General features: G+C 74.8%; 19 protein-coding genes. 9 read left to right on the top strand and 10 right to left on the bottom strand.

Translation table 11 applies throughout. The features are described from left to right. Nucleotides 1-135: 135 nt before the first annotated feature. From ACIQTO_RS26195 to ACIQTO_RS26170, 6 genes are all read left to right on the top strand, one after another. Entirely contained in the window at nt 136-921 is a 786-nt protein-coding gene (locus ACIQTO_RS26195) for a VOC family protein (protein ID WP_402392581.1), read from the top strand. A gap of 86 nt (nt 922-1,007) precedes the next feature. After that, the gene (locus ACIQTO_RS26190) at nt 1,008-1,757 is read left to right on the top strand and encodes an HAD family hydrolase (protein ID WP_402392579.1); all 750 of its coding nucleotides are present in this window, start codon (nt 1,008-1,010) and stop codon (nt 1,755-1,757) included. After that, entirely contained in the window at nt 1,754-4,162 is a 2,409-nt protein-coding gene (locus ACIQTO_RS26185) for a glycoside hydrolase family 65 protein (protein ID WP_402392576.1), read from the top strand. Before ACIQTO_RS26190 ends, ACIQTO_RS26185 begins: the two co-directional genes overlap by 4 nt. A gap of 189 nt (nt 4,163-4,351) precedes the next feature. Then, nucleotides 4,352-6,064: a pyruvate dehydrogenase gene (locus ACIQTO_RS26180; protein ID WP_402392930.1), complete on the top strand. Its 1,713-nt coding sequence runs from the start codon at nt 4,352-4,354 to the stop codon at nt 6,062-6,064. Between the two features lie 106 nt (nt 6,065-6,170). After that, complete coding sequence (locus ACIQTO_RS26175; RefSeq protein ID WP_402392573.1) at nt 6,171-6,806, top strand: helix-turn-helix domain-containing protein; 636 nt, start codon at nt 6,171-6,173, stop codon at nt 6,804-6,806. A gap of 32 nt (nt 6,807-6,838) precedes the next feature. Continuing rightward, nucleotides 6,839-7,036 carry a DUF6126 family protein gene (locus ACIQTO_RS26170; protein WP_402392570.1) on the top strand — a complete coding sequence of 66 codons (198 nt, stop codon included), beginning with the start codon at nt 6,839-6,841 and terminating at the stop codon, nt 7,034-7,036. A gap of 70 nt (nt 7,037-7,106) precedes the next feature. Here the strand turns inward: ACIQTO_RS26170 and ACIQTO_RS26165 are convergent, their stop codons facing one another. After that, nucleotides 7,107-8,555, bottom strand: a complete 1,449-nt coding sequence (locus ACIQTO_RS26165; protein ID WP_402392567.1) for a PLP-dependent aminotransferase family protein — start codon at nt 8,553-8,555, stop codon at nt 7,107-7,109. 420 nt (nt 8,556-8,975) lie between these two features. Between ACIQTO_RS26165 and ACIQTO_RS26160 the strand changes: the two genes are divergently transcribed. Further along, nucleotides 8,976-9,500: a hypothetical protein gene (locus tag ACIQTO_RS26160; RefSeq protein WP_402392564.1), complete on the top strand. Its 525-nt coding sequence runs from the start codon at nt 8,976-8,978 to the stop codon at nt 9,498-9,500. 46 nt (nt 9,501-9,546) lie between these two features. On the opposite strand, the gene ACIQTO_RS26155 is transcribed toward ACIQTO_RS26160, so the two are convergent. Continuing rightward, complete coding sequence (locus ACIQTO_RS26155; RefSeq protein ID WP_402392561.1) at nt 9,547-10,386, bottom strand: NRDE family protein; 840 nt, start codon at nt 10,384-10,386, stop codon at nt 9,547-9,549. A 230-nt stretch (nt 10,387-10,616) separates the two neighbouring features. Here ACIQTO_RS26155 and ACIQTO_RS26150 point away from each other — a divergent pair, with 230 nt between their 5' ends. Both ACIQTO_RS26150 and ACIQTO_RS26145 read left to right on the top strand, forming a co-directional pair. Further along, nucleotides 10,617-11,093 (top strand): carboxymuconolactone decarboxylase family protein, encoded by a 477-nt coding sequence (locus tag ACIQTO_RS26150; RefSeq protein ID WP_402392559.1) that lies wholly within the window; start codon nt 10,617-10,619, stop codon nt 11,091-11,093. A 10-nt stretch (nt 11,094-11,103) separates the two neighbouring features. Continuing rightward, complete coding sequence (locus tag ACIQTO_RS26145) at nt 11,104-11,916, top strand: isocitrate lyase/phosphoenolpyruvate mutase family protein (protein ID WP_402392557.1); 813 nt, start codon at nt 11,104-11,106, stop codon at nt 11,914-11,916. A gap of 61 nt (nt 11,917-11,977) precedes the next feature. Here the strand turns inward: ACIQTO_RS26145 and ACIQTO_RS26140 are convergent, their stop codons facing one another. The 8 genes from ACIQTO_RS26140 to ACIQTO_RS26105 all read right to left on the bottom strand — a co-directional run bounded on the left by ACIQTO_RS26140 (nt 11,978) and on the right by ACIQTO_RS26105 (nt 19,970). Then, a complete protein-coding gene (locus ACIQTO_RS26140; RefSeq protein WP_380577223.1) occupies nt 11,978-12,235 on the bottom strand; it encodes a hypothetical protein in 258 nt (85 codons plus the stop codon). A 44-nt stretch (nt 12,236-12,279) separates the two neighbouring features. Beyond that, nucleotides 12,280-13,386, bottom strand: a complete 1,107-nt coding sequence (locus ACIQTO_RS26135; protein ID WP_402392554.1) for a cytochrome P450 — start codon at nt 13,384-13,386, stop codon at nt 12,280-12,282. After that, entirely contained in the window at nt 13,350-14,846 is a 1,497-nt protein-coding gene (locus tag ACIQTO_RS26130) for a cytochrome P450 (RefSeq protein WP_402392552.1), read from the bottom strand. Before ACIQTO_RS26130 ends, ACIQTO_RS26135 begins: the two co-directional genes overlap by 37 nt. Then, complete coding sequence (locus tag ACIQTO_RS26125; protein WP_402392549.1) at nt 14,843-15,487, bottom strand: GTP-binding protein; 645 nt, start codon at nt 15,485-15,487, stop codon at nt 14,843-14,845. The genes ACIQTO_RS26130 and ACIQTO_RS26125 overlap by 4 nt, the downstream gene beginning before the upstream one ends. Next, the gene (locus ACIQTO_RS26120) at nt 15,465-15,812 is read right to left on the bottom strand and encodes a DUF742 domain-containing protein (protein WP_402392546.1); all 348 of its coding nucleotides are present in this window, start codon (nt 15,810-15,812) and stop codon (nt 15,465-15,467) included. The genes ACIQTO_RS26125 and ACIQTO_RS26120 overlap by 23 nt, the downstream gene beginning before the upstream one ends. Next, nucleotides 15,809-16,222, bottom strand: coding sequence for a roadblock/LC7 domain-containing protein (locus ACIQTO_RS26115; protein ID WP_402392544.1), 414 nt, complete (start codon nt 16,220-16,222; stop codon nt 15,809-15,811). The genes ACIQTO_RS26120 and ACIQTO_RS26115 overlap by 4 nt, the downstream gene beginning before the upstream one ends. Further along, nucleotides 16,206-17,483 carry a sensor histidine kinase gene (locus tag ACIQTO_RS26110; protein WP_402392928.1) on the bottom strand — a complete coding sequence of 426 codons (1,278 nt, stop codon included), beginning with the start codon at nt 17,481-17,483 and terminating at the stop codon, nt 16,206-16,208. Before ACIQTO_RS26110 ends, ACIQTO_RS26115 begins: the two co-directional genes overlap by 17 nt. Before the next feature lie 201 nt (nt 17,484-17,684). Beyond that, entirely contained in the window at nt 17,685-19,970 is a 2,286-nt protein-coding gene (locus ACIQTO_RS26105) for a SpoIIE family protein phosphatase (protein ID WP_402392541.1), read from the bottom strand. Nucleotides 19,971-20,236: the final 266 nt, after the last annotated feature.

The following is a 20,236-nucleotide window of genomic DNA, read 5'->3' as shown; positions in this document are numbered from 1 at the left end:
TGCACCGCCGTGCGGCCGCGCCGCCGCCGGGGACCCGGCCGGCACCGGCGACGACCGCCGACGACCGGCCGGCACCCCCGGCCACCAGCGGCGGAGGAACACGGCGGAGGAACCAGTGCTTCTGGAGGCCCAGCGATGTCCGTAGTGACCGATCCGTACAAGCCCGGCACCCCGTGCTGGATCGACCTGATGGCGAGCGACCAGCAGGCCGCGCTCGACTTCTACCGCGACCTGTTCGGCTGGCAGGGCGAGGTCGGCCCGCCGGAGTTCGGCGGCTACGCCGTGTGCGCGCTGAACGGCAAGCCGGTGGCCGGGATCATGGCGCAGATGGCCCCGGAGGGCCAGCCCCTCCCGCCCGTCGGCTGGACCACCTACCTGGCCTCGGACGACGCCGACGCCGCCGCGCGCTCCGTCACCGAGAGCGGCGGCACGATCCTCTACCCGGTGATGGACGTCGGCACCGTCGGCCGGATGCTGGTCGCTGCCGACCCGACCGGCGCGGTGTTCGGCGTCTGGCAGAAGGTCGACTTCATCGGCGCGGGCATCGTCAACGAGCCCGGTGCGCTGGTCTGGAACGAGCTCAACACCACGGACACCGACGCGGCCGGGGCGTTCTACGACCGGGCGCTGGGACTGCGCCCGGCGACCGTCCAGGGCCTGGAGGGCTACTACTCGCTCAATGTCGGCGACCGCACGGTGGGCGGCATGCAGCTGGTCCCCGACTACCTGGCGTCCGGGACGAACCCGCACTGGATGACCTACTTCGCGGTGGACGACACCGACTCCACCGTGGACGCCCTGGTCCGGGCCGGCGGATCGGTGATCCAGCCGCCGTTCGACATGCAGGCGGGCCGGCTGGCCGTCGTGCAGGACCCGCAGGGCGCCGTCTTCGCGGTGATCGCCTCGCCCGCCTCGCCGTAGCCGCGGCACCCCCGGAAGCCCCCCGTTCCCGCGACGCGCCGCCGGGAATGGGGGGCTTCCCCGCGTTCGCGGGTAAGACTGCACCCATGCTGGGGCTTCCGGACGACATCCGCGCTTTCCTCTTCGACCTCGACGGGGTGCTCACCCAGACCGCCAAGGTGCACGCCGCGGCCTGGAAGGACACCTTCGACGCCTTCCTGCGCGCCGAAGCGGCCCGCACCGGTGGGCAGTTCGTCCCCTTCGACGCCGTCACCGACTACGACACCCACGTCGACGGCCGCCCGAGACTCGACGGCACCCGGGCGTTCCTGCACAGCCGCGGCATCGACCTGCCCGAGGGCACCGACGCGGACCCGCCCGGTGCCCGGACCGTGCACGGTGTCAGCCTGGCCAAGAACGACACCGTGCTGCGCATGATCCGCGACCAGGGGGTCCAGCCGTACGACGGCTCGGTCGCCTATGTGCACCGGCTGCGCGCGCTCGGGCTGCCCGCCGCGGTGGTCTCGTCCAGCGCCAACTGCCGGGACGTGCTGCGCGCCGCCGGGATCGAGGAGCTGTTCGACGTCGTCGTGGACGGCGTCGTCGCCACACGGGAGGGCCTGCCGGGCAAGCCCGCGCCGGACACCTACCTGGCCGCCGCCCGGGCCCTGGGCGTCGAGCCCGCGCACGCCGCCGTCTTCGAGGACGCGCTCGCCGGGGTCTCCTCCGGCCGGGCCGGCGGCTTCGGCGCGGTGGTCGGCGTGGACCGTACCGGGCAGGCCGACGAACTGCGCCACCACGGCGCCACCGTGGTCGTCACCGACCTCGCCGAGCTGCTCGAAGGAGGCGCGGCATGACCGGGCTGGACAACTTCGCCGTCGATCCGTGGCAGATCGCCGAACAGGGCCTCGACCTGAACGCGATGGCCCGCGCCGAGTCCGTCTTCGCGCTCTCCAACGGCCATATCGGCCTGCGCGGCAACCTGGACGAGGGCGAGCCGCACGGTCTGCCCGGCACCTACCTGAACGGCGTCTTCGAGCTGCGCCCGCTGCCGTACGGCGAGGGCGGCTACGGCTACCCGGAGTCCAGCCAGAGCGTCATCAACGTGACCAACGGCAAGATCATCCGACTGCTGGTGGACGACGAGCCCTTCGATCTGCGCTACGGCGAACTGATCAGCCACCGGCGGTGGTTGGACTTCCGGGACGGGCTGCTGCGGCGCGAGGCGGAGTGGACCTCCCCGGCCGGGCGGACCATCAAGGTGCACTCGACCCGGCTGGTCTCCCTCACCCAGCGGGCGATCGCCGCCGTGGAGTACACCGTGGAGGCGGTGGACGCGCCGGTGCGGATCGTCCTGCAGTCGGAGCTGGTCGCCAACGAGCAGCTGCCCGGCGGCGCCGAGGGCGACCCGCGCGCGTCCGCCGTGCTGGAGGCGCCACTGCTCGCCGAGGTGCACCACGCGGGCGGCAGCAAGGCCGTCCTGGTGCACCGCACCCGGTACAGCGGCATCCGGGTCGCGGCCGGGATGGACCACATCATCGAGGGGCCGGACCGGCTGGACACCGTCGCCGAGGCCGAGGCGGACCACGGCCGGATCAGCGTCACCACCCTGCTCGAACCGGGCGAGAAGCTCCGGTTGGTGAAGTTCATGTCCTACGGCTGGTCCGCGACCCGCTCGCTGCCCGCCGTCCGCGACCAGGTCGAGGCCGCGCTGACCGCCGCCCGGTACACCGGCTGGGGCGGGCTGGTGGCCGAACAGGCCGCGTTCCTGGAGGAGTTCTGGGACACCAGTGACGTCGAGATCGAGGGCGACGTCGAACTCCAGCAGGCCGTCCGGTTCGCCGTCTTCCACGTCCTCCAGGCGGGCGCCCGCAGCGAGGAACGGGCCATCCCCGCCAAGGGGTTGACCGGTCCGGGGTACGACGGGCACAGCTTCTGGGACACCGAGACCTTCGTGCTGCCGGTGCTCACCTACTGCCTGCCGAGCGCCGTCAACCAGGCGCTGCGCTGGCGGCACACCACGCTGCCGATGGCCCGTGACCGGGCGGTCCAACTCGGCCTCGCCGGCGCGGTGTTCCCCTGGCGGACGATCCGCGGCGAGGAGTGCTCCGGCTACTGGCCGGCCGGGACGGCGGCGTTCCACATCGGCGCCGACATCGCGGCCGCCGTCGCCCGCTACGTCCGGGCCACCGGGGACGTCGAGTTCGAGCGCGAGTACGGGCTGGAGCTGCTGGTCGAGACGGCCCGGATGTGGCGCTCGCTCGGCCACCACGACGCGGCCGGCAAGTTCCGCATCGAGGGGGTCACCGGGCCGGACGAGTACAGCGCCGTCGCCGACAACAACGTCTTCACCAACCTGATGGCGCAGAGCAACCTGCGCGCCGCCGCCGAGTCCGCCGCCCGGCACCCGCGCGAGGCGGCCGCGCTCGGGGTGGACACCGAGGAGACCGCCGCCTGGCGGGACGCCGCCGCCGCGATGTTCGTGCCCTACGACGAGAACCTCGGCGTCCACCCGCAGGCCGACGGCTTCACCGACCACCAGGTCTGGGACTTCGAGCACACCCCGCCGGAGAACTACCCGCTGCTGCTGCACTACCCGTACTTCGACCTGTACCGGAAGCAGGTGGTCAAGCAGGCCGACCTGGTGCTCGCCATGCAGGTGCGCGGGGACGCCTTCACCGACGAGCAGAAGGCCCGCAACTTCGCCTACTACGAGCGGCTGACCGTCCGCGACTCCTCGCTCTCCGCCTGCACCCAGGCGGTGATCGCCGCCGAGGTCGGGCAACTGGACCTCGCGTACGACTACACGGCCGAAGCCGCCCTGATGGACCTCCACGACCTCGGCGGCAACACCAGCGACGGTCTGCACATGGCCTCGCTGGCCGGGGCCTGCATCGCGCTGGTGGCCGGGTTCGGCGGGCTGCGGGACCACGGCGAGTCGCCCTCCTTCCGGCCCCGGCTGCCGGCCGGGCTGATGCGTCTGAGCTTCTCGCTGATGATCCGCGGCCAGCTGCTCGGGGTGCGGATCACCCACGAGGGCACCACCTACACGCTGCGCCGCGGCGAGGTGATCCACCTGCGGCACGACGGCGAGGGCGTGCAGGTGAAGGCGGGCGAGCCGGTCACCCTGCCCACCACCGTGCCGCCCGCCCAGGAGCGGTGCGGCCAGCCGCCGGGCCGCGAGCCGGCCCGGCGCCAGCCGCAGGCGGGCGTGGTCAGCGGCACGCTGGGCCCCGGGCCGGAGCACCTGGCCGCCGAGTAGCCCGCCGGCCCGGTCGCCACGGGCGGCCCGCCCGCACCGCACCCCGGCCCGGTCGCCACGGGCGGCCCGCCCGTCACCCCTTCGGCCCCGGCCGGGGTGCGGCGCGGGCCGCCCCGCCGGAGGGTGCTGGTGTCCCGTGGCAACCGGCGGCCGGTGAAGGAGCGCCCCGTGGTGAGTGTGGCCGAGCAGATGGTGGAGGTGCTCCGGCAGGCCGGGGTGGAGCGGGTCTACGGAGTGGTGGGGGACAGCCTCAACCCGGTGGTGGACGCGATCCGGCGGGCCGAGGGCATCAGCTGGGTGCATGTCCGCAACGAGGAGGCCGGCGCCTTCGCGGCGGCCGCCGAGGCCGAGCTGAGCGGCCGGCTGGCGGTCTGCGCGGGCTCCTGCGGGCCCGGCAACACGCACCTGATCCAGGGCCTGTACGACGCCCAGCGCAGCGGCCTGCCGGTGCTGGCGCTCGCCTCGCACATCCCGTCCGCGCAGATCGGTACCGGCTTCTTCCAGGAGACCCACCCCGAGCGGGTGTTCACCGACTGCAGCAGCTGGTGCGAGACGGTGTCCACGCCCGCGCAGTCGCCCCGGCTGCTGAGGGTCGCGATCCAGCACGCGCTGGGCGCCCACGGCGTCTCCGTCCTGGCCTTCCCCGGTGACGTCGCCGCGCTGCCGGCCGCCGGGCCGACCGGCAGCGGCAGCTTCCTCACCGAGCAGGCGGTCGCCGCGCCGCCCTGGGGACAGGTCCAGGCGCTCGCCCGCGCCCTCAACGACGCCCGCAAGGTCACGCTGTTCTGCGGCGCGGGCGTCCGCGGGGCCCATGCCGAGGTGATGGCGGTCGCGCAGGCCCTGCACGCGCCGGTCGGGCACTCCCTGCGCGGCAAGGAGTGGATCCAGTTCGACAACCCGTACGACGTCGGCATGAGCGGTCTGCTCGGCTACGGCGCCTGTCACGAGGCGCTGCACTCCGCCGACCTGCTCGTGCTGCTCGGGACCGACTTCCCGTACGACTCCTTCCTCCCGCAGGCCCGCACCGTCCAGGTGGACCACGACGCCACCCGGCTCGGCCGCCGCACCCCGCTGGAGCTGGCCGTCCACGGCGACGTCTCGGCCACCCTGCGCGCCGTCCTGCCGCTGCTGGAGCCCAAGGACGACCGCACCTTCCTGGACGAGATGCTGCGCAAGCACTGCCGCTCGCTGGAGGACGTGGTCGGCGCCTACACCCGGGACATCGAGAAGCACCTGCCGATCCACCCCGAGTACGTGGCCTCGGTGCTGGACGACGTCGCCGCCGACGACGCGGTGTTCACCGTGGACACCGGCATGAACAACGTCTGGGCCGCCCGCTACCTGCGGCCGAACGGCCGCCGCCGGGTGATCGGCTCCTTCCTGCACGGCTCGATGGCCAACGCGCTGCCGCACGCGATCGGCGCCCAGCTGGCCTGCCCCGGCCGGCAGGTGGTGTCGATGTCCGGGGACGGCGGGCTCTCGATGCTGCTCGGCGAACTGCTCACGGTGGTGAAGCACCGGCTTCCGGTGAAGACGGTGGTCTTCAACAACGGGGCGCTCGGCATGATCAAGCTGGAGATGCTGGTCTCCGGCTACCCCGAGGCGGAGATCGACAACGGGGACGTCGACTACGCCGGGATCGCCCGGGCGATGGGCATTCCGGCCAAGCGCGTCACCGACCCGGCGCGGGTGCGGGAGGTGCTCGCGGAGGCGCTGGAACGGCCCGGTCCGGCGCTGGTGGACGTGGTCACCGACCCGAACGCGCTCTCCATCCCGCCGCACATCACGGCCGCCCAGCTGAAGGGGTTCGCGTTGGCGGCCGGGCGGACGGTGCTCTCCGGCGGGGTCGGGCGCATGATCGACCTGGCCCGGAGCAACCTGCGGAACATCCCCCGGCCGTAGTGGCCGCTCCCGGGGCCCGTCCCGGGGGCTGCCTGCGGGATCGTCGAGGGTTTGCCTCTGAGGCAAATTTCTTGCCCGTGCGGCACGCGAGGTGTCCACTGGTCACATGACCACCAGCCCACCCGGCCCCTCCACCCCCGGCGACCGGATCGACGACCTGGAGGTCGTCGGCCTCGCCGCGAGGCTGCGCGAGCACCGACTCGGCAGTCGCCTCACGCTGGAGGTCGCCGCCTCCCGGGTCGGGCTCTCCCCAGCCTATCTGTCCCGGCTGGAGACCGGCCGCCGGCAGCCCTCGCTGCCCGTTCTGCTCGGCCTCGCCCGCGCCTACGGCACGTCCGTCTCCGGTCTGCTCGGCGAGTCCATGGCCGAGCCGGACCCGGTGGTGCGCGGCGGCGCGATCGAACCGGGCCGCGCGGGCGGCTGGGGCTACCGCCGGGCCGGCGCCCCCGGCCGGGCGATGCAGGCGCTGCGCGTCCACGTCCCCCAGGGCGTGCAGGACGACGTGGTCCGGGTCCACCCCGGGGAGGAGTGGCTCTACGTCCTCCAGGGCCGGCTGCGGCTGACCCTCGGCGACCGCGTCCACCAGCTCGCGGAGGGCGACTCCGCGCACTTCGACTCGCTCACCCCGCACTGCATCGCCGCCGACTCGGCGGGCGGGGTCGAGCTGCTCTTCGTGCACACCCTGCTGCAGAGCCCCGGCGGCGAACTCTGCCTCGGCGGCGGTCCTGCCGCACCCCACTGACCCACCGTCAGAACTCCTGGAGGAGATCTCCCATGGCTGATCCCACCACCACCGTCACCGCCGACACCGCCGCCGGGGCCGTGGCCCCCGCCGTCGCCCCGAAGACCGTCGACGCCGGCAAGTGGGCCAATCGCCGGGTCGGCATCCGGGTGCTGATCTACATGGTCGCCACCCATGCCTTCGCCGGCTTCATCATGCTGCTCTTCGAGCTGGGCAACCGGAACAAGTAGCCCTCCCGGCAAGGCCGTTCGCCGGCCGGAGGAAGGCGGCCCCGGCAGAGTGGGCGCCGGGGCCGTCCGGTCACGCCGTTCGCAGCAGCTCGCAGAGCGCGTCCAGGGCGGCCGGGAAGAGGCGGTCGGGCGGGGTGGCGTAGCCGACCACCAGGGCCGGCGGCGCCTGCGGGGCGAGTGCCGGGTCGGCCAGGTGCCAGGAGAGGCCGGTGACGGCCAGGTCGAGGGCCTCGGCGCGGGCCAGCAGTTCGGCCTCCGACCGCGCGCCGGGCGGCAGTTGCAGGACGGCGTGGAGCCCGGCGGCGATGCCGGTGACCCGGACGTGCGGGGCGTGTGCGGCGAGCGCCGCGACGAGCGCGTCCCGCCGCCGGCGGTAGTGCAGCCGGCAGCGGCGCACATGGCGGTCGTAGGTGCCGGAGGTGATCAGCTCGGCGAGGGTCAGCTGATCCAGCACCGGGGACATGGTGTCGGCCAGTCGCTTCAGCCGGGCCACCGGCTCGACCAGGGCGTCCGGCAGGGCGAGCCAGGCCAGCCGCAGGCCGGGGGCCAGGCTCTTCGCCGCGGTGCCCGCGTACACGACCCGCTCGGGGTCGAGGGCCTGCATCGCGCCGAGCGGCTGCCGGTCGTAGCGGAACTCGCCGTCGTAGTCGTCCTCGATCACGTACCCGTCCAGTTCGCGGGCCCAGCCGACGGCGGCCGACCGTCGCTCGGCGGCCAGCGCCGCGCCGGTCGGGTACTGGTGGGCGGGGGTGAGCAGGACGGCCGCGTCCCGCCGGGCGCCGAGCAGGTCGGTCCGGGCGCCCGCGTCGTCCAGCGGCAGCGGTGCCGGGGTCAGCCCGGCGGCCCGGACCATCTCGCGCTGCGGCGGCAGCCCGTACCCCTCGACCGCCAGGGTCCGGACACCGCGTACCCGCCCCGCGCCGCGCTCGCGCAGGGCGGTGCAGAGCAGGCCGATGCCCTGGGTGAAGCCGGCGCAGATCAGCAGGTGGTCCGGGTCGGTCCGGACCCCGCGCACCCGGGCGAGGTAGTCGGTGAGCGCCTGCCGCAGCTCGATCCGCCCGAGCGGGCTGCCGTAGTCGAAGGCCTCGTGCGGCGCGGTGGCGAGCGCCCGCCGGGCGGCGGTCAGCCAGGCGGTGCGCGGGAAGAGCGAGACGTCCGGCCGTCCGGGCATCAGGTCGTACCGGGCCGTCCGGCGCCCGCGCGGCAGGTCGGCCGCACGGGTGGCGGGCCGGGGCGTGGTCCGCCCGGCCACCGTGGTGCCCGACCCCTGCCGCGAGGCGAGCCACCCCTCGGCGGTGAGCTGCCCGTAGGCCTCGACCACGGTGTTGCGGGCGATCCCGAGGTCCTCGCCGAGCGCCCGGGACGACGGCAGGCGCGTGCCCGGGGCCAGCCGCCCGTCCTGCACGGCCTCCCGCAGCGCGTCCTCCAGCGCCGCCCGCAGACCGACCCCGGCGGACCGGCGGCCGGTGAGGTCGAGGTGCAGATCGCCGCCGAAGGCGGTCCAGGAGGTGCTGCTCATGGGCGGGAGGAGCCGATCCGTGCGGGGCGCTGTGCCGTCCGGGCTTTCGTCCGTACGGGATTATCGCCGGTCCCCGTGGTGGACCGCTCGCGGCTGCCACCGCTGCCACCGCCGGGCGGAGGTCTGCCTTCTACTGCCCGGTTGCGACGGTGATCGCCGAGGGGGCGCCGTGCGGCGGCCGCCCGGGGGGCGCCTCCCGCCTGGCGCGGCGGTGCCCCGCCGGCCCGTGCAGTGCAGCCCGGCACCCCTGGTGTGGCCACCTTCCCCGACCGGGCCGAGCGCGGGCGGCAGTGACGACAGGCTTCCGATAGAGAAGTGGAGAACCTGACAGTAAAGGCTGGACAGGTCGACTGGCAGTCTGTCAGGATCGGTGCTGTCGCCGGACAGCAGGCCGGCGGACACACCAGGGGAGGATCCACCATGACGCAGGACAGCCAGCCGCAGTTCGTCTCGGTACCCGTGCCGAGCCAGTACGTCACGCAGGTGTACGCCTACCTCGCGGAACTGACCGGCGCCACGGCGGCCATCGGGACGGCGGCGGCCACCGGTGCCCCCGTTCCCCTGGCCGGGCCGGCGGAGGCGGCCGGGGCGGACGACGGCAAGCTCCCGGTCGTCGAGTGGACCGTCGAGGACTTCCGCCGGCTGATGATCGAGCCGCTGGGCTCGGTGCAGACGGTGGCCCGGGTGCTGGACATCCTGGCGGAGCGGCCGGACGCGCGGGTGAGCTACACCGCGCTGGCCACCCGGCTCGGCGTGGAGAAGAAGAGCCTGCAGGGCAACCTGGCCGCCTTCACCCGGGCGGTGCACCAGCACTACCGGCGCCGCAACTGGCCGATGACCTGGGTGGAGGCGCTCACCAGTGAGCCGGGGCTCAAGTCGGAGTTCTTCTACACGGTGAACGCGACCCTCGCGAAGCGCTGGCTGGAGGCCCGCGCGCAGGGCTGAGCGGCTCGGCCCGACGGGGGGAGCGTGTGCACGGTACTCCCCCCGTCTACCCGATTCGGCGCCAGCCGTCGCCCGGCGCGCCCGGCTCCGTCACCGGAGCCGGGCCGAAGTCGTACCGCACCCCGTCGGGCCCGAAGGCGAGCAGCGACACCGAGGAGGAGCCCCAGATCCGTCCGTCGCCGAACTCCCGCCGCTGGACCAGCGCCGCCGGATCGTCGAGCGCCAGACCGTCGCCGGAGACGATCGGGAGCCACCCGCCCCACGCCTGCTCCGTCGTGTCCGGGCCGGGCGTCGGCGCGGGCCGGGCGGCGGCCTCGAAGCGGGCCCGGAAGTGCGCGGCCCGGGCGGCCATCAGCGAGCGGACCAGCTCCGAGGTCGTCCGGTCCGCCGCCAGCCCCTCCAGCCCGTCGTTGAGCACGACGCTCAGGCCGGACGGCAGCGCGCGTTCCGCCAGGGCGCTGCCGCCCCAGCTCAGCACCCGGGCCCCGGCGGGTCCGGCGAGGACCAGGTGGAACGGGTCGTACCGCTCCAGGTCGACCCCGGCGAGCCCGCCGTCCCGCAGGGCGGTCAGCGGCAGCTCGCCGCGCGAGAGCCGCGCCCGGGCCGGCGCCATCGTTCCGAAGCCGTTCAGCAGACAGGCCGCGGCGGCCCCCGTGCCGACCGCGCCCGCCGCTGTCCGTCCAGCCCCCGCCGTCCCCGCCGTCCCCGGCTCGACGGCGAGCCACGTCCCGCCCGCCGCCAGGTCCAGCCCGCCGACGGCGGTCGGGTGCGCGGGCCAGTGGTGTCCGGGCGGGGCCCACCGCCGGCCGGCGTACTCGTCCCGCACCGCCAGCAGCAGCACGGGCACCGGCTCCGTCGGTTCGATGCTGACGAACGCGGTACACACGATCCTGGCCCCCTGACCTCGCCCACACCGGGCGGCCCACCGGTACCGCCCTCCCCGCGATCCTCGCACGGCCGTTCGCCTCCGGGCAGGCCCGCGCCCTCGTCCTTCCGCCCTCGCCGTGCCAGACTCGGGCAGGGCGCCCGGGAGCCCCGCCGCCGCCCGAATGGCCCACGATTTCCGGGCCCGAATGTGCCGGACCGACAGTCCACTCGGCCCCTAGGCTGGCCGGTATGACGACGACGAACGAGAACGCCACCGTGTCCGCCCCCGAGCAGCGGATCTCCCTCCCCGAGCACGCCCCCGCCTTCTACCAGGCCATGATCGCGCTGGACCGGGCCGCCCGGCAGGGCGTGGACCCGGCCCTGGCGGAGCTGGTGAAGGTGCACGCCTCGATGATCAACGGCTGCTCCTTCTGCATCGACATGCACGCCACGGACGCGCTGAAGAACGGCGAGGAGAACCACCGTCTGCTCTCCCTCCCGGCCTGGCGCGAGACGTCCTGGTTCACCGCCAAGGAGCGGGCGGCCCTCGCGCTGACCGAGTCGGTCACCCTGCTGACCCAGGGGCACGTGCCGGACGCCGTCTACCAGGAGGCGGCCGAGCACTTCGAGCAGGCCGAGCTGGCCCAGCTGATCGCGCTGGTCATCACCATCAACTCCTGGAACCGGATCGGCGTGACCTCCCGCCTGAGCCCGGTCGCCAAGTAGGGGGAGCGTCATGACGACCACTCAGCAGGAGCTGGCCCGTGCCCTGCACGCCCTGCACCGGCCCGGCGAGCCGTTGGTGCTCGCCAACGTGTGGGACGCGGCGGGCGCCCGCCTGGTCGCCGCCGCCGGCGCGCGGGCCGTCGCGACGGCCAGTGCGAGCGTCTCCTGGACGCTCGGCAGCGCGGACGGGGACGCGGCCGACCGCGACGAGGTGCTCGCCCAGACCGCGCTGGTCGTGCGCTCGGTCGGCCTGCCGGTGACGGCGGACCTGGAGAGCGGCTTCGGCACGACGGCCGCCGAGGTCGGCGGGACGGTCACCGCGCTGCTCGCCACCGGCGCGGTCGGGGTGAACCTGGAGGACGGGGCGCGGCCCGCCGCCGAGGCGGCGGAGCGGATCGCGGCGGCCCGGGCGGCCGCGGACGCGGCCGGTGTCGCGCTCTTCGTCAACGGGCGTACCGACGTCTTCCTGCGCCGGCTCGGCGATCCGGCCGGCCGGCTGGACGAGGCCGTCGCCCGCCTGCGGGCGTACGTGGCGGCGGGCGCGGACGGCGTGTTCGTGCCCGGGGTGGCGGATCCGGAGACGATCGCGGCCCTGGTGGCCGCCGTCCCGGCACCGCTGAACGTCCTGGCCGGTCCGGGCTCGCCGTCGGTGCCGGAGCTGGCGAAGCTCGGGGTGGCCCGGGTCAGCCTGGGGCCGGGGCTGGCCAAGGCTGCGTACGCGGCGGTGCGCCGCGCCGCCGAGGAGGTGTACACCGAGGGGACGTACACCGCGCTCGACGGCGGGCTCACCTACCAGGAGCTGAACGCGCTCGCACAGGGCTGAGCCGGCGCCGGGCCGGGCACGGGCGGCGACGGCCCACGCCCGGCCGGGCCCCGGCGGGCGGTCAGCCGATCTGCCCGCTGAGGCCCGGGTGGGTCATCTGGTTGGTGCCGATCGCCTCCACCTCCTGGGCGGTGTGCCCGACCAGCGGGAGCTTGCCCGCCTCGTGCAGGGCGAGGTCGGTGGGGGAGAGGTTGAGGCCGCTGGAGAGCCCGTCCAGGGCGTCCGGCGACGTCGCGGTGGAGGTGGTGGCCGACGCGGCCGGGGCGGCCAGGGCGAGGCCTGCCATGGTGAGGGCGGCCAGGGTCGCGAGTTTCTTCATGGAACCCCCAACGACCCGGCCGCCCTCAGGTCACCGCGGCGGTGTCACACCGTCACCCGCAGGGTCTTCACGCTGTTGCTGACGAACGACCCGATCGGCTCCGGGACGGCTCCCTCGACCAGGGCGAGCCCGGGGAAGCGGCCGAACAGGTGGCGCAGCGCCGTCTCCGCCTCCATCCGGGCGAGTCCGGAGCCGAGGCAGAAGTGCGGGCCGTGCCCGAGCGAGAGGTGCCGGTTCGGCTGCCGGGTGAGGTCGAAGCGGTCGGCGTCCGGGTAGTGCCCGGCGTCGCGCCCGGCGGCCGCGTAGGAGGCGAGCAGCGCCTCGCCGCGCCGGATCACCACCTCGCCCACCGGGATGTCCTCGGTCGCGTACCGGAGCGGGAACTGCCCGACCGGTGAGTCGTACCGCAGCGTCTCCTCGACCACCGCGGACCACGGCTGCTCGCCGTCGAGCACCAGCCGCAGCTGGTCGGGGTGGGCGAGCAGGGCGCGGACGGCGTTGGTGATCAGGTTGAGGGTGGTCTCGTGGCCGGCCACCAGCATCAGCAGCAGCGTGCCGACCAGCTCGCGCTCGCTGAGCCGGTCCCCGGACTCGCGGGCGGCGATCAGATCGGTGGTCAGGTCGTCGCCCGGCTCGGCGCGCTTGGCCTCGACCACGGAGGCGAGCAGCGCCTGCAGCCCCTGCTGGGCGGCGATCGCGGCCTCCGGGGTGGCGGAGCTGGACACCAGGGTGTCGGAGAGCTCGTGCAGTTCGTCCTGCTGCTTGGCCGGCAGACCGAGCAGCTCGCCGATGACCTGCATCGGCAGCGGGTAGGCGAAGTGCTCGCGCAGGTCGAACCCGCCCTCCAGCCCGGCCAGGCCGTCGAGCAGCGCCAGCGTGCGGGCCTCGATGGCGGGCTGCAGCTCGGCGACCCGGCGCGGGGTGAACGCCTGGGTGACCAGACCGCGCAGCCGCCGGTGGTCCTCGCCGTCCGCGGTGATCATGCCCGGCACGGTGACGAAGTTCAGCAGCGGCCAGCCCTTGGGCAGACGTCCCTCGGTGAAGGTGGTCCAGAGCTGCGGGTTCTTGCCCACCCGGGGGTCGGCGAGCAGCTCCTGGAGGGTGTCGTGGTGGGTTATCGCCCAGACCACCACCCCGCCAGGGAGTTCCACCAGGACCGCCGGGCCGGCTTCCCGGAGTCGGGCGTTCTCTCCGTGCTGGTCCCGTCCGAAGGGGTCGAGCCGGATGGGCTCCGGCCGGTGGCCGGTTCGGTCGTGCTCAGGGGCGGCGGTGTCCATGACGGCCTCTCGGGGGCTGGCGGGCGGGGCGGGGTGAAGGCGCTGTAGAGCACCGGCAGGCTGACCAGGGCGCGCGACCAGGGCGACGGACGCCAGGCCAGGTCCTGCGGCGGTACCGCGAGCTGGAGGTCCGGCAGCCGGTGCAGCAGGGTCTCGACGGCGGTCTCGACGATGATCCGGGCCGGGTGCTGCGCCGGGCAGACGTGCTTGCCCGCGCCCCAGGCCAGGTGGGCCCGGTTGCCGCCGAGGGAGCTCTGCGCGGCGGACGAGGCGCCCTGGGCGGCCGGGTCGGCGTTGGCCGCGGCCAGGCCGAGCACGAGCATGTCGCCGGCGCTGATGTACTGGCCGCCGAGGACGGTGTCGCCGGTCGCCCACCGGCCGGGGAAGTTCTGCGTCGGCGGGTCGCGCCAGAGCACCTCCTCCAGCGCGTCGGCCACGGTGAGCCGGCCGCCGGTGAGGGTGGCCCGGAAGCGGCGGTCGGTGAGCAGCAGCCGCAGGGTGTTGCCGGTCCAGTTGATGGTGGTCTCGTTGCCCGCGACCATCATCACCACCAGGTGGTGCACCGCCTCCTCGTCGCTCAGCGCGGCCGGGTGGGCCAGCAGCCAGGAGGTGAGGTCGGCGCTGGGCGCGACGCGGCGGCGCCGGACGAGGTCGACCAGGATCGCCTGGAACTCCGCGTTGGCGCGCACGGAGTCCTTGCTGCTGTCGACGAAGTGGCTGATCAGCTCGACCAGGCGCGGTCCGGCCTCGGCGGGCAGCCCGAGCAACTGGGTGAAGACCAGCAGCGGCAGCCGGCGGGCGTACTGGGCGACCAGGTCGGCGGTGCCGTCCGGGCCCCAGCTGTCGATCAGGGCGTCGGCGGCGGCCTCGGTGGTCTCGCGCAGCTGGCGGTGGTCGATCTGGGCCAGGGTGTCGGCGACGGCCGCGCGCAGCCGTTGGTGCTCGGCGCCGTCCAGGTTGAGCAGGGTGGGACGCCAGGAGGTCATCGGCAGCAGCCGGGAGTCGGCGGCCAGCCGGCCCTCGGCGGGGACCCGCCAGCGGCGCGAGTCCTTGGAGAACAGCGCCTCGTTGCGGGTGAGTTCGAGCAGCTCGGGATAGCCGATCACCAGCCAGGCCTCGACCCCGGGTTCCAGTTCGATCGGCGCGACCGGGCCGTACTGGGCCCGCAGCCGGGAGTACAGCCCGTGCGGGTCCTCGGCGACGGCGGCGCCCCACAGCGGCGGCAGCGGCACCCCGGCCGGCAGGCCCCCGCCGGCGTGCGCCGGGCAGCCGGGGGGCGCGGACAGCTGCCCGGTCGACCGTGCGGCAGCCTGGCCCGGGTCGGGAGTGGTCATCGCTGGAGCTCCAGTACGGCGGTGGAGTGCAGATGGTCGACGAAGTCGATCAGCAGGTCGTACGCGGCCCGGCGGTCCCGTGCGTCGCAGTACAGGATCGGGACCTCGGGCAGCAGGTCGAGGGCGGAGCGCAGCTCCTCCTCGGGGTAACTCGGCGTGTCCGGGAAGGTGTTGACGGCCACCGCGAACGGGATCCGCTGCTCCTCCAGGCGGCCGAGCACGTCGAAGCTCTCGTCCGGGCGGCGCAGGTCGACCATCGCGATGGCGCCGAGCGCACCGCGCGACAGGTCGTCCCAGAGCGGCCAGAACCGTTGCTGTCCGGGCGTGCCGAAGAGGTACAGGGCGAGCCGCGAGTTGAGGGTGATCCGGCCGAAGTCCAGCGCGACCGTGGTGGTGGTCTTGCCGGGGCGCCCGGTGAGGTCGTCGATGCCGCTGCTGGCGGCCGTCATGGTCTCCTCGGTGCGCAGCGGCGTGATCTCGCTCAGCGCGCCGACCAGCGTGGTCTTGCCGACCCCGAACGGGCCGGTGACCAGGATCTTCACCGCGCCCTGGACGGACGGGGGCAGGTACTGCGGTTCGGGCGGGCGCGGCTGCGACCGCTGCTCGGCGGTGTGCCGGTCAGCGGAGTTGGCGGAGGCCAACGAGCACCTCTTCCAGGAGGGTTGCGGGCAGGCGTTCGGCCTGCGGGACGGGCGGGAGCACCTGGACGGCGCCGAGGTCCCAGAGGTCGCCGACCAGGACCTTGACGACGCCGAGCGGCAGCCCGAGGTAGGCGGCCACCTCGGCGACCGACAGCAGGCTGCGGCAGAGTTCCAGGATCCGCTGGTGCTCGCGGTTGAGCAGCGAGTCCTCGGGCAGTTCGGGCCGGTCGGGTAACGCGCTGACCAGGCTTTCGACGGCGAGCGCGGCCCGGGTGGGCCGACTGCGGCCACCGGTGATCACATAGGGCCGTACCGGCCCGTTCACCGCAGGCCCCCCGCCGCGTGATCGACGCGCGGCGGGCTGGTGAGATGGCTGCCGATCCGCTCGACCAGGACCTGCATCTGGTAGGCGACCAGGCCGGCGTCCACCGCCTCGCCGGTCACCACGGCCAGGTGGGCCCCGGCCCCGGCGGCGACGACGAACAGGTAGCCGCCGCCGTACTCGATGACGATCTGGCGGGTGGAGCTGCCGTGGCCGCCGAAGCCCTGGGCGACGCCGCGGGCCAGCGACTGCAGGCCCGAGCAGGCGGCGGCGAGCCGCTCGGCGTCCTCGCGCGGGATGCCCGCGCTGCGGCCGATCTCCAGGCCGTCGTTGGACACCACGACGGCGTGCTGGACCTCGGGGACGGAGATGATGTCGGCGAGCAGCCAGCCGAGATCAGGGGTGGTGGTCATGGAACTCTCCGAAGCGCTGGGGGAGCTGGGGGGAAGCGGGAAGGGAAGGGTGGGGCTGGGCCTGCGTCCGGGCGGCCGACCGGCCGTTGGCGGTGCCGGCCTGGAACATCGCCATGAACGTCCGGGCGTCCTGTGCCGACCGGTACGGCGCGGGCGCCGGAGGGGGAGCGGACGGCGCGCCGTGGCGGCTGGCGCGGTCGCGCCGGTGGCTCCGGCGGGGCAGCGGCGGCGCGGCGGCGGGGCCGGGCGGTGGGGTCTCCACCAGGGGGTGGCCGGATGTCATCGGGTGCCCGGCCGGGTACGGGTCGGCCGGGGTGCGGCGGGGGCCGGCGGTGAACGCCCGGTCGTCGGGGCCGAGGCCCGGGACGGTCGGCGGGAGCGGCTCGGTGAGCAGCGCGTTCGGCAGCAGCACCACGACCCGTACCCCGCCGTAGGGGGAGGGCGCGGAGCTGAGGGTGACCCGGAACCCGTACTGCTCGGCGAGCCGGCCGACCGCGGCCAGACCGAGCTGCGGTACCTCGCCCAGCCGGGAGACCTCCAGCGAGGTGCCGCCGGCCAGCGCGGAGGCGGCCTTGGCGACGGCCTGCTCGGGCATGCCGACACCGCCGTCGTCGATCTCGACGACGGCGCCGTTGTGGACGGGCATCAGCGTGACGAACACCTGGGTGCTGGGCGGCGAGTAGCGGGTGGCGTTGTCCAGCAGCTCGGCCACGGCGTGGATGAGCGCCTCGGCGGCGGCGCCGACCACGGCGGTCTCGATCCGGCTGCGGACCACCACCCGCTGGAAGGGCAGGATGCGTGACTGGGCGCCGCGCACCACGTCCTCCAGGGGGACCGGCTCGGGCCAGTGCCGCCCGGCCCGGGCTCCGCAGAGGACGGCCAGGGTCTGGGCGAGGCGGGCCTGTTGGGCGGCGGCGTGGTCCGCCTTGAGCAGGCCCTCCAGCAGTGCCGGGTCGTCGTGGGTGCGTTCCATCTCGTCCAGCAGGGCCTGCTGGTCGTGCGCCATCACGAGGATCCGGCGGGCGACGCTGAGGAAGGCCCGCTGGGTGGAGGCGTTGAGCTCCTGCTCCTGCTGGACGGCGGCCAGCTCGGTTCCCCGGTGCGCCAGTTGGGCGGCGAGCTGTTCCTTCAGGCGGTTGTTGTCGCGCTGCTGCCGGTCGGCCCGGCGGCGCTGGGTGACGGAGACCGCGCGGTAGCGGGCGGCGGTCACGAGGGCGAGGGCGGCGAGAACGCCGGTTGCCGTTGCGCACCACTGAGTCATCGTCACGCCGCGAATTCTAGGGTGATGATCCTACGAAGGTGTGAACGGATCTCGCCAACTGACCGGATCTCGTCAATATCCCGTCAATACGACGCCAATCAGACCTCCTTCGGGCCCGGACGGCCCGCGCCCGGGGCGCCCGGTCGTGGGCCCCGTGCCACCTGGGTGCCGGCTGGGTACCGCCGGTGGACGAGGCCCTGCTCACGGCACCGGCGAGCTCCGGTGCAGCAACAGCAGGGCGACGTCGTCCGGCCGGGAGCGGCGCTCGGTCACGTTGAGGGTGAGCAGATCGGCCAGCCGGTCCAGGGCCGCGGCCGGGCCGAGCCGGACCGGCCCGGTCTGCCGGGCCCACAGCTCCAGGCCGCCGAGCATCCGCTGCACCGACTCGTCGTAGTCCTCCTCGCGGTCCTCCACCAGCCCGTCCGTGTAGACCAGCAGCGTCTCGCCCACCGCCAGGTGCCCGACCGCCAGTTGGTAGGGCATCCCCGGGTCCACGCCCAGCGGCGGGCCGCCCGGCAGGTCCAGCTCGACGGCCTTGGCGTCCGCCGCGATCCGGACCGGGGAGGGGTGCCCGGCCCGGGCCGCCCGCAGGCTGCCGTCGGCGGGATCGAGGGTGAGGTACAGGCAGGTCGCGAAGAGGTCGGTGTCGAGTTCGGACAGCAGCCGGCTGGTCCTGGCCAGCGTGGCGGCCGGGTCGTGGCCGTCGGTGGCGTACGCGCGCAGGCCGCTGCGCAGCTGGCCCATCACGGCGGTGGCCTCGGCGTTGTGGCCCTGGACGTCGCCGATCACCAGACCGATCCGGCCGTCCGGCAGCCGGAGCAGGTCGTACCAGTCGCCGCCGATCTGCATGCCCTCGGTGCTGGGCAGGTAGCGGGCGGCGCTGGCCAGCCCGGGCAGCCGCGGCAGGGTGCGCGGCAGCATGGCGCGCTGGAGTTCGGTCGCCCGGTGGTGGTGGATGTCGTAGAGCCGGGCACGTTCCAGGGACTGCGCCAGGATGCCGGCGAAGGCGGAGTAGAGGGTGCGGTCCTCGCGGCCGAAGGCCCGTTCGGTGGAGAAGGTGATCAGGCAGGAGCCGACCTGCCGTCCCGAGGCGACCAGCGGGAGCACCGCCCAGGAGGCCGGGGTCAGCGGCCCGCCACCGCCGCGCCGGGCCGGCCCGGGCTCGCTGAACAGCGGTGAGGAGCGGGCCAGCGAGTGCTGCATCACGCCTTCGGAGAGGTCGGCCAGCCGGGTCAGCTCGGTGCGGCGCGGACCGCCGTAGACGGTGTGCGAGACGGGCAGCAGCCGGCCCTCGTCGACCAGGTCGAGCACGATGCCGGCGGCGCCGAAGGCCGGCCGGGCGACATCGGTCACCGCAGTGGTCACGTCCCGGACGGTGACCGCGCGGGACAGCGCCCGGGTGAGCGCCAGCAGCAGCGCCGAGCGGGCGCCGACGGCCTGGGCGCCGCCGCCCGGCCCACCGGCGGGCGGGTTCTCCTCGGGGGCGCGGGCGCGGTCCCGGTCGGCGAGCAGCCCGGCGATCCGGACCGGCCGCCGGTGCACGTCCAGCATCACCTCGCCGGTCTCCTCGATCCGGATCACGCCGCCGCCCCGGCGCGGCACCCGGTACTCGATCCGGTACGGGCCGCCGGTGGCGAGCGCCTCGGCGAGGGCGGCCTGGACCTCCGGCAGGTCCTCGGGGTGGACGAGCCGGTCCAGGTCGGGGGCGGCGGCCGGGGCGCCCCCGACCGGCACCGGCCGGTCGACCACCCGGTAGGCGGTGGCGTCCCAGTAGGTCTCGCCGGTCACCAGGTCGCGCTCGAAGGCGCCGTGCCCGGCGGAGCGCACGGCGAGCGACAGCATCGGGTGGGCCAGGCCGGCGGCCCGGTCGCCGGCGGTCCCGGCGGCGGCACCGCCGCCCGGGCGGGCCGTCCCGGCCGGGCGGGTGCCGGCCTGCGCGCTGTCGAGCAGATGGGCGAGCCGGTGGGCGCACGCGTCGCCGAGCGTCTCCAGGACGTCCAGGTCACGGCGGGGGACGGTGCCCCGGTGGGCGAGGGCGAGGGCGAGCACGCCGATGGGCCGCTCGTCGACGATCATCGGCAGGGTGATCAGGGCGACCATGCCGGTGCCCATGCCGGCGTTGCGGTTGGGATAGTCGACGCTGGTGCGCTCCGGGCTGAGCAGGTACGGGCGGCGCAGTCGCAGCGCCATCGCGGCGGGCAGCTCGCTCGCCGGATCGACGAGGCTGTACCGCTCGTGGGCCCAGTCGGGCAGTCCGTGCGAGGCGGTGAGCCGGAGCATTCCGGCGGAATCCACCAGGTAGAGCGCGGAGCCCTCCCCGGTGATCCAGCCCGGGCCCTCGGCGAGGACGGTGCCGAGGAGTTCGGCGGCGCTGGTGCAGCCGAGCAATAAGCGGACACAGCGCATCGCGCTGCGCGCGGTGGGGCTGCTGCGCGGCGTCCGGCTCTCGTCCTCGGAGGGGGGAAGCCACGGCGAGGTCAGGTCCATGGGATTCCCGGCCTTTCCGTTGCCTTATGGGGCACTCAATTCTTCATACCTTATTTCTCAAGCGGGTGACGGGTGACCCGGACGGCGCACCGGTACCGGCGTCCGCTCGTCGGCCGCGTCCGGGGCGACCGCCCTGACCAGGGGTTCCGCCGGGGCCGGCCGGCGGGCGGCACGATCGCCCCGGGCCGCTGCCCCGGGGTGTCGGGCGGGGTGTCGGGCGCGGCGTCGACGGGGTCCGGCACCGGGCGGGGTTCGGTGGCGCGGGC

Origin of the sequence: Kitasatospora sp. NPDC091207, assembly GCF_044768625.1 — a bacterium.
In the GTDB taxonomy this organism is placed as follows: domain Bacteria; phylum Actinomycetota; class Actinomycetes; order Streptomycetales; family Streptomycetaceae; genus Kitasatospora.
Note: the sequence above shows the minus strand (reverse complement) of the source record. Positions and strands in the feature narration are given on the sequence as shown.

Coding starts and splice junctions, on each gene's coding strand:
- ACIQTO_RS26195 (WP_402392581.1), top strand. CDS start 136: ATGTCCGTAGTGACCGATCCGTACAAGCCCGGCACCCCGTGCTGGATC.
- ACIQTO_RS26190 (WP_402392579.1), top strand. CDS start 1,008: ATGCTGGGGCTTCCGGACGACATCCGCGCTTTCCTCTTCGACCTCGAC.
- ACIQTO_RS26185 (WP_402392576.1), top strand. CDS start 1,754: ATGACCGGGCTGGACAACTTCGCCGTCGATCCGTGGCAGATCGCCGAA.
- ACIQTO_RS26180 (WP_402392930.1), top strand. CDS start 4,352: ATGGTGGAGGTGCTCCGGCAGGCCGGGGTGGAGCGGGTCTACGGAGTG.
- ACIQTO_RS26175 (WP_402392573.1), top strand. CDS start 6,171: ATGACCACCAGCCCACCCGGCCCCTCCACCCCCGGCGACCGGATCGAC.
- ACIQTO_RS26170 (WP_402392570.1), top strand. CDS start 6,839: ATGGCTGATCCCACCACCACCGTCACCGCCGACACCGCCGCCGGGGCC.
- ACIQTO_RS26165 (WP_402392567.1), bottom strand. CDS start 8,555: ATGAGCAGCACCTCCTGGACCGCCTTCGGCGGCGATCTGCACCTCGAC.
- ACIQTO_RS26160 (WP_402392564.1), top strand. CDS start 8,976: ATGACGCAGGACAGCCAGCCGCAGTTCGTCTCGGTACCCGTGCCGAGC.
- ACIQTO_RS26150 (WP_402392559.1), top strand. CDS start 10,617: ATGACGACGACGAACGAGAACGCCACCGTGTCCGCCCCCGAGCAGCGG.
- ACIQTO_RS26145 (WP_402392557.1), top strand. CDS start 11,104: ATGACGACCACTCAGCAGGAGCTGGCCCGTGCCCTGCACGCCCTGCAC.
- ACIQTO_RS26140 (WP_380577223.1), bottom strand. CDS start 12,235: ATGAAGAAACTCGCGACCCTGGCCGCCCTCACCATGGCAGGCCTCGCC.
- ACIQTO_RS26130 (WP_402392552.1), bottom strand. CDS start 14,846: ATGACCACTCCCGACCCGGGCCAGGCTGCCGCACGGTCGACCGGGCAG.
- ACIQTO_RS26115 (WP_402392544.1), bottom strand. CDS start 16,222: ATGACCACCACCCCTGATCTCGGCTGGCTGCTCGCCGACATCATCTCC.
- ACIQTO_RS26110 (WP_402392928.1), bottom strand. CDS start 17,483: ATGACTCAGTGGTGCGCAACGGCAACCGGCGTTCTCGCCGCCCTCGCC.
- ACIQTO_RS26105 (WP_402392541.1), bottom strand. CDS start 19,970: ATGGACCTGACCTCGCCGTGGCTTCCCCCCTCCGAGGACGAGAGCCGG.